Genomic DNA, 14,055 nt, shown 5'->3' on the forward strand with positions numbered 1-14,055 from the left:
GAGCAAAATATATCAAAATATTTATAAAATCTCGTTTGAGTCCCCTTATTTTTTTGATGCGAATGCATAAAGGAAATTATTATATGAAAAATTTAAACAAATTTATACTATTACCACTAATAGGTTTTTCGTCGACTGCTCTAACAGTTGTATCTGCAGCTTGCCAAAAACAAAATAAAAAAATAATGAAATACCTGTTATCGAAAATGAAAGTTCAAAAAATGCTTCAGTAAATACAGAGTCAAATACTAAAACCGATTCTCAAACCGGTACTTCAGTTAATACAAACTCAAAAACAGATACTGATGCCGAAACAAATAAATATGAAGTTAAGTTAAGTAAACTTGATTCCGAATTTGCTAATTGAGCAATGAACGCCGATAACATCTTTAAATTAGAATCATTAGATATAGATATACTTAAGGAAATACAAGGGTCAAAATTATTTTATTCATACTCATCTAAAGCAATAATTGTTTCACCCGAGCGACCAAAAGGTGGTTCAGAATGAAATCAAGCCAAAAAACTTTTTGTTTTAAAACAAAATCCTTCAAATTCAAGTTTTCAATTTTGTAGCATTAATAGCACCGAAGAAAACCCCAGCGATGAAATCGCATTTAATATTGACGGAAACGTATTGACTTTAAAATATAAAGCAAGATATTATAAAGGCAAAAACGCACCGAGTCTTATTTCTGAAAATAGTTATGAAACAAAATTCAAAATAAAAGACGGGGCTTTACAGGATAACAACACACCTCAAACTAATGTTAATATTTCTAAAAACGGAGAATCAAATAATAGTTCTTTAAATGAAAAATTAACTGATATTAAAGTTGTTGGTAAATTCAGTGATCAATATCCTGATTTGGTTGCTCCATCAATCACTAAAGCAACAGCAATTAAATATGATTCAAATAACAAATTTTATAGCTCTTTAGAGGGCAAAAGTGGCCAAGAACTAATTGACGCTTTAATGCAACTACAACGTCAACACCGCAGTTCGACAGGTGGATATGGAGATTTGTATAGAACATATCGCGATGCGTTTGTTGATAAATATTATGAAAAAGATGGTTCTTTACTTGACATGTATGAAGAAATTCCGAACGGGAAAGATAACTATTCTTATTCATTTAACGACAATGGATCTTCTGCTGGCTCGGAAGGTGTCGGATGAAACCGTGAACATATTATTCCTCAATCTTGATTTGGTAAAGATTCTCCAATGAGAAATGACGCTCACCACGTTTGACCGACCGATATTCACGTAAATGGTAAACACAGTAATTTGCCATATGGGAATGTAAAAAGCGGTTGAACATCAATTAATGGGACAAAAGTTGGAACTGGTGTTGATGGTGGAGATGTAACTGAAGTAATTAATGAATTCAAAGGCGATGTATCACGTGCCATTCTATATTTCTACCTAACATATAATGATAAAAATTTAACCAAAAAAGGTGTTGCAAGTAGAATAATTGATAGTTCAAATGATAATAAGATTAAAGTTAACTTTTTAAATGAATTATTGGAATGACACTACAGAGATTCAATCACTCAGTTTGATTTAGATAGAAATAATGGAATTTACAAACACCAAAAAAAACCGTAACCCATTTATTGATTATCCTGAATTAGTTGATGTAGTATTTAGAAATGATACAGAATATGTGTTTCACGATAAAGGTGTTGCTAAAGAGTTAGCATTCTAGAAATAAGCGCGAGCTTATTTTTTTATTTTTTACTCAAAAAATGATAATTTTTTCCTTTTTCAATAACTTCTTTAATTTTTGACTAATTAAAAGTATGAGAAAAAAAAGAATTACGAAATATTTATTTGGGGTTATTTTATTATTTTTTGGAGCTATAACAATATCTTTTGCAAACGATCAAAGGACAATTAAAATAAGCGATACAAAGAAAAAAACAGTTATTGTTAATGTAAAAGGTGCAGTAAATAATCCTGGGGAATACGAAATAGATGTCGGAACTAAATTTATTGATATTTTAAAAACAGCTGGCATCACCAATGATAGTGATTTGTCAAAAGTACCAATTAGTAGTCTGGTTGACAAATCTTTAACGATTGAAATACCATATAAAAAAACCGCTCCGAATAAAATTTACTGGGATAGATTAAATACAGTAGAACAACTGATTGAAAGAGGGGTAAAAAGAAAAATCGCGTTAATTATCATAAACAATAAAACCAAGATAGGTAATCCAACTTGAGAAAAAATTGCATCGATAAAGGGTATTGGGCCCGCAAGCATCAAAAAATTAAAGACTATCATAATCATATAACAGCATGAATTATTAGTTTTCTTATTCCTATTTTTTTACATTTATCAATTACCTCGCTCTCTTTATGATATTTATGGTTGGTAATTTTAATTTCATGTTCTATTTTTCTACTAATCTTTAGCAAAATGTCATTTTTATTAGCTGTTCTACTAGTAATAATTTATTTATTCAATTTTATTCAATGAAATAATAATAAAAATATAACTATAAATGAATCAATAACATTCAATGCTCGTATCGTTAAAAATTCCGAAAAATATACAATAATAAACCACAAAAATGTTAATTTACTGTTTTTTCAAAATAAATTCAACACAGCTGAAAACTTATATGTTGGAAACACTATAGAAATAAAAGGCATCCCAAGAATAAATGAAGATAAATTTAATGATTTTTTCAATAAACAAAATATAGATTTTTTATTGGAAAAGCCAATTGTTTTAGAAGTTAAAAAACCAAAATTATCTATTCAAAATTTAATAAATAATTATTGTATGAATCAACCGATACTGTTTCAAAAATATTGAAAATTAATAATTTTTGGTTTAAACGACAACGGGAATGAAATAAAACAGAACGCAATTAAATTAAACATAATCCACTTGCTAGTTATATCCGGAATTCACTTCGATTTAATTTATAAAACGTTTACAATATTTATCAATAAAATTAAAAACAAAAAAATTAGCTTATTGGTCAAGGTGTTATCATTAATCATTTCGTTTTATTATTTGTGTTTAATTCCTAATTTTGTACCACCACTAAGAGCGTTCATAATGTATATATTTAAACTTTTTAAAAAGAATAAATGAATTGCTTTAGCTACCTCTTCATTAATAACTTTTTATATAAATTTTTATCTTATATATAGTTATTCATTTATTTTGACATACTCAGTTACATCCATAATTATGTTAATTAATAATTTAAAGATATTTAGCGACCGAAAAAATGTTTTTTTCAAATATTTTTTAGTTTCATTTTTGATTTTCGTTTTTACACTACCGTTTAATATAAAATTCAATAAATCAATTAATCTTTTGGGAATGATATGAATAATTTTATTTACTCCTTTGATTGAATTTTCGTACTTGTGTTCTTTGCTTTTTTGGTTTAGCCCGCAATTTTTATCGTTTATATATGAATCTTTGGAATTAGGTATAAATTTAGCCGTAAAACTTTCTCCAATTTTAATCTTAAACATAGAAATTAGTGAAGTTTCTTTATTAATATGATACGCATCTTGAGTAATTTTTTTACTAATTCTCCTTAAATATAGATATTTTTGTAAAAAGCAAAAAAATTAGCACTTAAAATATAAGACTGCTAATTTGTGGTAAAATAATTACGTAAATATATTCGACAAAATAAATTGAAAGGAATTTTAATTATGGCAAAAGAAGTAATTATTGGTATCGACTTAGGTACTACTAACTCTGTTGTTTCTATTGTAGATAATGGAACACCAGTAGTTTTAGAAAATCTAAATGGTAAAAGAACAACACCTTCAGTTGTTTCGTTTAAAGATGGAGAAACAATAGTTGGTGAAAATGCAAAGAATCAAATTGAAACTAACCCTGACACAATAGCATCAATTAAGAGATTAATGGGTACAAAACAAATCGTTAAAGCAAACGGAAAAGAATACAAACCTGAAGAAATTTCAGCAATGATCCTATCTAATCTAAAAAAATACGCAGAAGAAAAAATTGGACATAAAGTAGAAAAAGCAGTTATAACTGTTCCGGCATACTTCAATAACGCACAACGTGAATCAACAAAATTAGCAGGTAAAATTGCTGGTCTAGAAGTATTAAGAATAATTAATGAACCTACTGCTGCTGCATTAAGTTTCGGTCTAGATAAGACCGAGGAAGAAAAGAAGGTTCTTGTTTTCGACCTTGGTGGAGGTACATTTGACGTTTCTATTCTAGAATTAGCCGATGGAACATTCGAAGTATTATCAACTGCAGGAGATAATGAATTAGGTGGAGATGATTGAGATCACGCTATCGTAAATTGATTGGTTGATAAAATCAAAAAAGAACACAATTACAATGTTACCGAAAATAAAATGGCAATGGCTCGTTTAAAACAAGCCGCTGAAAAAGCAAAAATTGATTTATCTTCATCAATGATTGCTCATATTTCACTACCTTTCTTAATTTTCATTGAAGGACAAGCCCCAATTAACGTTGAAGCTGAATTAAAACGTAGTGAATTTGAACAAATGACCGCATCGTTATTAGAAAGATGTAAAGCACCTATTGATAGAGCACTTAGCGATGCTAAAATATCATTATCTGAAATTAATGATGTTCTGCTTGTCGGTGGATCAACAAGAATGCCTGCCGTTCAAACACTAGTTGAAACAAAACTAGGTAAAAAACCAAATAAATCTGTAAACCCTGATGAAGTTGTTGCGATGGGAGCCGCAATTCAAGGTGCAGTTTTAGCCGGAGATATAAGTGATATCTTATTAGTTGATGTTACACCTTTAACTCTTGGAATTGAAACAGAACACGGTATCGTTGCTTCATTAATCGAACGTAATACGAGAATTCCTATTACTAAAACTAAAACCTTTACTACAGCCGCTGATAATCAAACCGCAGTTACAATTCATGTAGTTCAAGGTGAAAGAAAATTAGCAAATGACTGTAAATCATTAGGTATGTTTAATTTAGAGGGTATTGAACCAGCACCGCGTGGAACAGCCCAAATTGAGGTATCATTTACAATTGATGCTAACGGTATTACCACTGTTTCTGCTAAAGACCTAAAATCAGGTAAACAAGAAAGTAAAGTAATTAAAAATTCATCGAAATTAAGCGATGAAGAAGTAGATAAAATGGTAAAAGATGCCGAAGCTAACAGAGAAGCTGACGAAAAACGTGCCCAAGAAATTGAAACAGTTGTCCGTGCTGAATCTTTGGTTTCTAAAATGAAACAATCTTTAGAAGAAAATAAAGATAAAATAAACGAAGATCAAAGAAAAATGTCGGAAGAAAAAATTTCAGAATTAGAAAAATTGTTAGAATCTAAAGATTACGAAACATTAAAACAAAAACTAGATGAAATTGACAAAGCATTTGAAATGATAAATGCTGAAATGCAAAAACAACAAGATCAAGGTTTTAAAGAAGAAGATGCAAAATAAAAAAATGTTCACTTTTTGTTAAGTGAACATTTTTTATTCAAAATTATATTTAACTAGTTGTTTCTTAACGGAATCATAAACAGCATAATCAAAATCTTTATCTGTTTTATTTATTGGCAATACGATGATAGCTTCATCACTATCAAATTTATCATCATATTTTCTATTATGATTGATTTCTTTCTTATTAATATAAAGTAAAGAATAATCAACTCTTTTATCGTTATTCAATTTATTATCCGGATCTAAATTGAAGACGGCTTTAATATGTTTAACATCATCACTATCAAAAGTAGTGCTTGTTCAACCCGCTACATTTAATTCATTGTTAAAACTAAACAGTAATTCAGCAGGAATTGATGAATTAATATCATTTATTTCCATATTTTTGAATTCGTTAATTTTTGTCGGGTAATGAACACTTGGGGTTGCGGGGTGTCCTTTGTAGTAAATTTTATATTGTGGGAATAATATTTTTAGTACTTCCGAGTATAAAAATAAACCTTTCTCAAATCTGTTGTGTGTTCCTAAAATAATTAAAGTATTTTCAGGATTAAAATTCTCTCCATACAATGAGTTTGATAAATTGTAATTCTTTTTCATTAAGGTTAATTTTTCATCAGATTTAGAAATTTCACTAAAAGTTTTTCCTAAATTATTATCTGTTATATTTGGCAAAATAACATTATTAGTAAACAATTTAAACTCGTCTGTTATATTGTTATTATCAATTAATTTAGAGAAGGTATATTTGTTTGCAATCATTGATACATTTTCGGAATCATACATTTTTAAACCTAACGGACTTATTTGACCTTGAAATTTTAGATTAAGATCCTTTCAAGTTCAATAATTTATTGATTTATTTTTCAAAGCTCGCTTAGCAAGGCTCTTTATATATTCTTTATATTCCGATAATGTATTATCTGGTTCATGATTATTAAATATCTTCAGTGTATTAACTTCCGTAAAACTACCATCGGTGAGAAGGTAAAAATGATAATTTTTAACCTTACTTAATGTTATAAATAAGAAATATAGATACGAATTATAATCATTGATGTAGAAATTTATCTTTGCTTCCGGGTTTTTCTCTAAAATACTTCTTGTGAGTAATAGAGTTTTTTCAATTCCATTATCGTATTTACTGATTATGTGTTTTGAAGTATCATATTCAATATGATCCTCTTTAGAAATAAACGGGTTTAAATGCTCATTCTTTGGCAAATAATCATAATTTAAACTTTGATTCCTATCAACTCAAATATATGATGGTATTTCGTCATTCCCTTGGTTTTGTTTAACATGATGCATGTATTTAAAATTTGGGTCATTTAAAATATGGCTTGTTTGAAAAATCAGCACTGGCATCGTACCGGTTAAAAAAGCAATGTTATATTCATTTGATACATTAAAACTATAATTAACATTAACAATATTTTCATCCAAATTAAATTCATTCATATTTTTGTTACTAATATCAGTCTGAACTTCTACACTAGTTGTAGATTTTTCGTTATCTATTTTTTCGTTTTCGTTATTTTTGCATGAGGATGCGACGAAACCTGAAAACATTACTGGCGTTATCGTCAAAACTGACAAAAATTTTATTTTTTTCATATTGTCTCCTAATCTGCATTATTATATACTACAAACGTAAAAATTGGAATTTTCATAAAAATATCTCTATCATTAATAAAATATGAAATTCAGTGAAATTATTTAAATTCGAACGATTAAAAAAATAGCGAAAAGAATTGTATTTTTGTCTTTATCTTCGTTTATATAAAAATCAAATAGTGTAAAATTATTCTATGAAATTAACAGATGAAAACAACATTAAATATAAGTCCCACATATTAGATAGAAAAAAATATTTTATTTTATCTATCATTTTGAGAATACTTGTGTTTGCGGGTTCTCTATCACTTGGCTGATTAATTGTATACAAACTATCAAATTATAATACATTGATTGCTGATTTACCCTCAGATTGAAGATTGATTGTACTATTCGTGTTTGTAATGTTGTTGAATATTTTTACCATTGACTTGTTTGCAACGTTTCTTATGAAATTTTTCTTAGGCCTTGCTTTCTCCCTATCCTTCAGAAAAACAAAAAATAAAATAAGAAAAATTGATGTCGCCTCTATGGCAGATGCCAAGATAGCATTGCTTTATCCAACTAAAGATGATTTTTCACCAGAAGCAGTATTAGAATCGATAAATCAATCTTACAAAAACATCCATTTTTTTATATTAGATGACTCAAAAAAACCAAAATATATTTCAATGATAGATTCGTTCATTCAACAAAATCAGCACCTCAACATCACAGTTATAAGACGTAAAATTAAAAAAGGGTTTAAGGCCGGAAATATAAATAATTTTTTATTGTCATACAAAAATGAATTTGACTATTACGTTTGATTGGATTCTGACGAAAAATTATGTTTTGATTTTGTTGAACGATGTCTACAATACTTTTATTACTATTCTAACTTAGGTATAGTACAAGGAAATCATAAATCAGATTCTCCACAAACACAATTTCAAAATTTATTGTCGCGTTGTATACCTTGAAAACTCCCAATAATAAATGAATATTATAATTTTATTGGTCACTCATTTTTATATGGGCACGGCGCTATGATTTCCAATGATGCCTTATCAGCCATGGATTTCAAAATACCGGAAATTGTAATCGAGGACATAGCAACCTCGATTGTCGCAAAAAGTAATAAATATCAAACTATTTTTGCTTCTGAGTTAGTAAACACAGAGGAATTCCCAATTAGTTTCAATGCATTTTACGTAAGACAACTAAAATTTGTAGGTGGAGATCACGACTTGTGATTCAGGGTATTAATTAGAAAAATTGGTCGTCACAACAATATATTTAGTATGTTTCAAATTCTTTCAAACATTTCTCTTTCAAACATATTGTTTTTAGTTTTTAACCTACTAATCTTAATATTTCAAATTGTTAGTAACGTCTTTAGTGTTGTTTCAAATATAGACCTAAACTTATATTTTGGCTTCGAGTATAACATTTGTATCATTTTACTTATCATCGGATCTTTCATCGCGACACTAATACCAGTATTTATTCATATTGCAATAGTATCTAAAAGAAAATGGTTGGTGCCATTCCAAATTATTTTTTACCCAGTCATAACATTTATCATGTACACATCACTTTTAGTCGACTGTTGAATTAAAGCATTTATTACCATTTTTGGTATAAAAGCAAAATTCATTACAACGCCGAAAACTAATGAAAAAATTTCATTCGGTAAAAAACTTTTGACTAACTTAATCCCAATTTCTGCATTATTAATTATTGCGTCATTAGTAATTGTTAATTTCGTATTTGTACATATAATTAGTATTTATTTCATAGTTTATTTAACTATAAGCTTTGTAATACCAATAATTTTTCGTATTTTATTCTCATTACTTTCAAATATAGAGATGAAAACAAAATAAGCCTAAGGAGGCTTATTTTTAATTATGTTTTAGGAATTTTTAATTTTTATTATTTTTTATTTTTTTATAACTTAAAATATTATTATGAATAATTTAGCTAATGAACTCAGACCTAAAACTCTAAACGATATAATAGGTCAAAAAAATATCGTTAATTTACTTAAAAAAGTAGTTGAAAGTAACATTCATACTAGTTACATTTTTTTTGGCGAGTCAGGAGTTGGGAAAACTTCGACAGCTATTGCTTTAGCTAATGATTTAGGATTAAAATACGGTTTATTTAATGCCAGTGTAGATAACAAAAATGAATTAATTACAATGATAAATAATAATGACATAGTTATCATAGATGAAATCCACAGGCTAACAAAAAACTTGCAAGATATCTTACTTTCTTATCTTGAATTTGATAAAGTTATAATTTACGCAACAACAACTGAAAATCCTTATTTTAGAGTAAACCCAGCATTAAGAAGCCGCATGCAGATTCTGCAGTTCAATAAATTAGATGAACATGACGTTTTGGAAGCACTAAAAGTAGTTATTAAACAAAACTACCCAGAATTAAACATAAGCGACGATAATATTTTATGTTTGATTAGGAATTCAACCGGAGATTATCGGTTTTGTTTAAATAATTTACAAATGATTGCTACATTAAGCAACGGTCAAGAAATTAGCGAAGATATTATTAAGACGTTAATACCAAATATAAATTTTTATGTTGATAAAGACTCAAATGCACACTACGATCATTTATCAGCATTTCATAAGTCTCTGCGTGGTTCTGATGTTGATGCAGCATTATATTGAGGAGCAATAATTTTAAAAAGCGGCGATTATCAAGGTCTATTTAGGCGTTTAACTGCTGTGGCGTACGAAGACATTGGTCTTGCAGACCCTAATGCTTCATTGCGTGTTGAAGCTGTTTTAAATGCGGTTGAGCGTTTAGGCTTCCCAGAAGCCAACATACCAATTTTCTATTTAATTACCCAATTAGCACTTTCCCCGAAAAGTTCCTCAACATACAAAGCAATGAATAAAATGCTTGATTTTATAGATGCAGGAAATATTTTTGAAGTTCCTAAACACTTGAAAGATTCCCATTTTACTTCTGCATCTAAACTCGGCTACGGAATTAATTACAAATATCCTCATGATTACCCAAATTCATGAGTCAATCAAACTTATTTACCTAAAAAAATTGAAAATATGAAGTTTTTTACTCCAAGTAAAAATGATAATAAAAAAACTACCGACTACTATAATCTAATAGCAAATTGAAAGGACAAAAAAGATGAAAATTAATATTGAAGAAATCAATACATTTGAGGAGCTAAAAATAGCCAAAAATAAAATCTATGGAAAAGAAGGAGAGTTAGCCCAGCTACAAATTGCATTAAAAACAGCCCAAAATGATAAAAAGAGAGAAATTGGGCAACAAATTAACAGAATCAAATCAGATTATGAACAATTATTTCAACAAGCTGAAAAAAAATTAGAAGACAAAAGAATTGATGACTTAGTTAATAATACATTTATTGACGTTACTCAACCAGTTACAACCACGGGATCATTGCACCCTATCACAATCATCGAAAATAGAATGCGTGATTGATTCATCCAAAATGGATATTTTGAATCCACGGCAGGTGAAATTTGTTCTGATTACTACAACTTTGAAAAATTAAATATGCCTTCTGACCACCCTGCAAGAGCAATGCATGACTCACTGTACTTAAACCCAACAACATTACTGAGAACGCACAATACTGGAATTAGTGCTGCGGAATTAGAAAAAAATGCAAATAAACCACTAAATAACTTTGCAATAGGGAAAGTTTACCGTAATGATGAAGACGACGCAACTCACTCGCATCAATTCACTCAACTTGATTTTGTGAGCGTCGGCAATGTTAGCTTCCCTAATCTTATTTGAACTCTAAAATCCCTATTGAGCTATGTTTTTGAAGAAGAACTAGAATTAAGATTAAGACCTAGTTTTTTTCCATTTACAGAACCAAGTGTTGAAGTTGATATTTTTTACAAAAACCGTTGAATCGAGGTTTTAGGTGCTGGAATGTTGCATCCAAATGTAATGAAATCAGCCGGCTATGACAACAAAAAATATAATGGGTTTGCAGCTGGTGTTGGGATCGAAAGAATAGCAATGGTTAAGTATGGAATTAAAGATATTCGTGAGTTCTATACAAACGATTTAAGAACACTAAACCAATTTAATGCTGAAAAATAAATTCGATACTTTTCTTAATATCGAGAAAAAGAAAAACTACTTTGTAGAACTTCAATCCAAACTTAAACAAGAAGAAATAAATTACGAAATCTTTCCGGCTGAAAAAGACAGATTTAGAGCATTAAAATTCTTTGAACCTGAAGATACCAAATTGATAATTTTAGGTCAAGACCCATACTATCTGCCTGGGCAAGCCGATGGTCTCGCATTTAGTACAAGACAAAACAAATGCCCTCGTAGTTTAAATAATATGATTAAGGAACTAATTAAAGATTATCCAAATTCAATTATTGAAACCTATTCACTAGAATCGTGAGCTAATCAAGGAATTTTACTAATAAACACAGCTTTGAGTGTCAGAAGTAAAACTCCGAACTCACATTCTGCTTTGGGATGAGACATATTTGTTAAGAATTTAATTAAATTTATTATTAAATTCAATCCGAAGGTAATATTTGGTTTATGAGGGAAACAAGCACTTAATTTTGTTAAGGAATTCATTGATTTAAAATTGATTAACCAAGACCAAATTATTGCTTGCTCTCACCCGTCACCTTTATCATATTCACGTACAATAAATAGTTTTAAAGATTTTAGTTTCTATAAAAAAGTAAATCAAAAATTAACCAAACCAATTGATTTTAGTTTGCGAAAGGAAAATCATGATAGTAACATTAAAAGAATTAAATAAATTTCTACCAAATAAAAAACTAGATTTAACAGTAGAAAAAGACATTAATAATCTGGGATATGAGGTTGAATCAATCACACCACTTAGCGATGTTAAGGGAGTTAAATTTGCCAAAGTTATAAACGTATATCAAAACCCAAATTCTAAAAATTTAACCGTTGTAGAATTAGAGCTTGCGAACAATAAACAAATCACAATACAAACAAACGCAAAAAATGCGAAAATAGGTTGTTACACTACCGCATTTGTTGAAGGATCTTCTAAAGGGGATATTATTTTTGGCAGCAAAAAAATGGCTGGAATAGAATCACAAGGCATGCTCTCAAACTTTAATGAGTTAGGTTTCGATATATCGAAATTGCCTTTTAAAGAAGAAGATTTAATGATGCTTGAACAACCATTGCCATTAGACATAGATCCTGTAGAATACTTCGGACTAGACGACTACATTATCGATATTACAACACCCGCTAATCGTTCTGACGCTAATTCATATTATGTATTAGCTCGCGAATTAGCAGCGTATTACGATACCGAATTTAAATGATTTGATTGAGATAATAAAAAAATAATTAATAAGTATAAAACTAAGATTTCCCCTTCTAAACATCAAGCAGATTATTTAGCTTTTATGGAATGTAAAACATATAAAACCAATACAAACTTATTAGATATGCTATTTTTGGCAAAACACGGTGTTGAAGCAAAAAATATTTGGGCTGTAGATATTTCTAATTTAACATTGCTTTACACTGGGGCACCTACACATGCATATGACAAAGACAAAATCGGTAATAAACTTACTTGTCGAAATTATACTGGTAAGGTTAAAATACTCGGCGATAAGGAAATAGAAGTCAATGACACATTGGCTATTTTTGACGAAAACAATTTAATTTCATTGGCATGCGTAATGGGATGTTCTGAAACAGCTGTAAAAAATGACACAACTCACATCGCATTTGAAATTGGGGTTTTTGATTCGAAAAAGGTTCGTCATGGAGCAAAAGAAGTAAAAATCGATTCTGCTTCATCTATTCAAGGTGGTCGTGGCGTTAATGCTCATATCTTGCGTTTTGGAATGAAATATCTTCAATATAAAGCTTTTGTAGATAAACACCCATTTAGCAATGTTATTGGATTACCTAAATCAAGATTGGGCAATAGTGTTTTACAAAATCGTAAAAAACTAGCGCTTTATGCCAACACAGATTTGGGCGGACTAAAAGTATTTGAAGATACAGAGAAAAAACTAAAACTAATTGGTTTTAGAATGGATAAAAACAGAATTGTTGCACCTAACTATCGTAAAGACATTCAAACATTTGAAGATGTTATTGAAGAATATTTCAGATTTTACGGCTACGCTAATTTCAAACCACTTGCAACTCTTTTGATTCCATTTAAAGTTGATAAAAGAGATATTTCAAAATCATTACTTCAAGCAATGGGTTATAAAGAAGTTAGAACCTTCACATTAGATAGTATTTTAAATAATTACTTAAATCCATTTGGTTTTGAAAATACTATTAAATTGCAAACATTTGTTTCAAAAGAAAGAGAAGTTATCAGAAACTCAATAATCACTTCAATGCTACAAGTTGCTAACTACAACACAAAACGTAAAATTGATAAAATTAACATTTTTGAAAAAGGAATGATTAATAACAATAAATATGTAATAGGTTTAGTAACAAATATTAAAGGTTTTGCAGAGTTAAAACAAGATATTGTTAATTATTTAAAAATATCAAATCTCGTTTTTGTTCCATTTGTTGATAATGAGTATATTCACCCAAATGTATCAGCAAAAATAATGTTCAACAATGAAATGATTGGCTGAATTGGGAAGATTCACCCTCGTTATGCAAAAGACGATTTATGAGTTGCTGAATTCAAAGATATTAAATTGAATAATCAATTAGTTTTCAATGAATACGATTCAAGTCCATTAAAATCATTAGATATTACATTTGAATTAGGTAAGAAAGAAAATATAGGAAATAAAATTGACGAAATCAATTCAAAATACAATGTTTTTGCGATTGAACAAATTGACAAATTTGTTACTGATGTATGCAATAAAATCACAATAAGAATAACTGCAGAAAGCAATATCATTGACCAAATTAATAATCAATATAATTAAGAGGTA

Annotated in this window: 12 protein-coding genes; 10 read left to right on the plus strand and 2 right to left on the minus strand. The window is 28.9% G+C overall.

The window, feature by feature from the left end:
* Positions 1 to 102: 102 nt before the first annotated feature.
* Positions 103 to 387: a hypothetical protein gene (locus HLA87_RS00855; protein WP_171110993.1), complete on the minus strand. Its 285-nt coding sequence runs from the start codon at positions 385 to 387 to the stop codon at positions 103 to 105.
* Here HLA87_RS00855 and HLA87_RS00860 point away from each other — a divergent pair.
* From HLA87_RS00860 to dnaK, 5 genes are all read left to right on the plus strand, one after another.
* A complete protein-coding gene (locus tag HLA87_RS00860; protein ID WP_171110995.1) occupies positions 371 to 1,615 on the plus strand; it encodes an endonuclease in 1,245 nt (414 codons plus the stop codon). The two genes, HLA87_RS00855 and HLA87_RS00860, sit on opposite strands and share 17 nt — an antisense overlap.
* Positions 1,584 to 1,715, plus strand: coding sequence for a hypothetical protein (locus HLA87_RS03635; RefSeq protein WP_272869875.1), 132 nt, complete (start codon positions 1,584 to 1,586; stop codon positions 1,713 to 1,715). The genes HLA87_RS00860 and HLA87_RS03635 overlap by 32 nt, the downstream gene beginning before the upstream one ends.
* Before the next feature lie 94 nt (positions 1,716 to 1,809).
* Complete coding sequence (locus HLA87_RS00865; RefSeq protein WP_171110997.1) at positions 1,810 to 2,307, plus strand: MAG0490 family ComEA-like DNA-binding protein; 498 nt, start codon at positions 1,810 to 1,812, stop codon at positions 2,305 to 2,307.
* Complete coding sequence (locus HLA87_RS03665) at positions 2,232 to 3,614, plus strand: MAG0480 family ComEC-like protein (protein WP_373422498.1); 1,383 nt, start codon at positions 2,232 to 2,234, stop codon at positions 3,612 to 3,614. Before HLA87_RS00865 ends, HLA87_RS03665 begins: the two co-directional genes overlap by 76 nt.
* A gap of 83 nt (positions 3,615 to 3,697) precedes the next feature.
* Positions 3,698 to 5,467: a molecular chaperone DnaK gene (gene dnaK, locus HLA87_RS00875; protein ID WP_171111001.1), complete on the plus strand. Its 1,770-nt coding sequence runs from the start codon at positions 3,698 to 3,700 to the stop codon at positions 5,465 to 5,467.
* Positions 5,468 to 5,500: 33 nt separating this feature from the next.
* Here dnaK and HLA87_RS00880 read toward each other — a convergent pair whose 3' ends face one another.
* Complete coding sequence (locus tag HLA87_RS00880) at positions 5,501 to 7,087, minus strand: hypothetical protein (protein ID WP_171111003.1); 1,587 nt, start codon at positions 7,085 to 7,087, stop codon at positions 5,501 to 5,503.
* A 194-nt stretch (positions 7,088 to 7,281) separates the two neighbouring features.
* On the opposite strand from HLA87_RS00880, the gene HLA87_RS00885 reads away from it, so the two are divergent.
* The 5 genes from HLA87_RS00885 (at position 7,282) to HLA87_RS00905 (ending at position 14,049) form a co-directional block, all read left to right on the plus strand.
* Positions 7,282 to 8,955, plus strand: a complete 1,674-nt coding sequence (locus HLA87_RS00885; protein ID WP_171111006.1) for a glycosyltransferase — start codon at positions 7,282 to 7,284, stop codon at positions 8,953 to 8,955.
* An 84-nt stretch (positions 8,956 to 9,039) separates the two neighbouring features.
* Entirely contained in the window at positions 9,040 to 10,263 is a 1,224-nt protein-coding gene (locus HLA87_RS00890; RefSeq protein WP_171111008.1) for a replication-associated recombination protein A, read from the plus strand.
* Complete coding sequence (gene pheS / locus HLA87_RS00895; protein WP_171111010.1) at positions 10,253 to 11,209, plus strand: phenylalanine--tRNA ligase subunit alpha; 957 nt, start codon at positions 10,253 to 10,255, stop codon at positions 11,207 to 11,209. Before HLA87_RS00890 ends, pheS begins: the two co-directional genes overlap by 11 nt.
* On the plus strand, positions 11,196 to 11,900 hold the full coding sequence (locus HLA87_RS00900; protein WP_237022749.1) for a uracil-DNA glycosylase: 705 nt from the start codon (positions 11,196 to 11,198) through the stop codon (positions 11,898 to 11,900). The genes pheS and HLA87_RS00900 overlap by 14 nt, the downstream gene beginning before the upstream one ends.
* Complete coding sequence (locus HLA87_RS00905) at positions 11,872 to 14,049, plus strand: phenylalanine--tRNA ligase subunit beta (protein WP_171111012.1); 2,178 nt, start codon at positions 11,872 to 11,874, stop codon at positions 14,047 to 14,049. The genes HLA87_RS00900 and HLA87_RS00905 overlap by 29 nt, the downstream gene beginning before the upstream one ends.
* Positions 14,050 to 14,055: the final 6 nt, after the last annotated feature.

This window comes from Mycoplasma miroungigenitalium (genome assembly GCF_013008635.1).
GTDB classification, from domain to species: Bacteria; Bacillota_I; Bacilli_A; order Mycoplasmatales; family Metamycoplasmataceae; genus Mycoplasmopsis; species Mycoplasmopsis miroungigenitalium.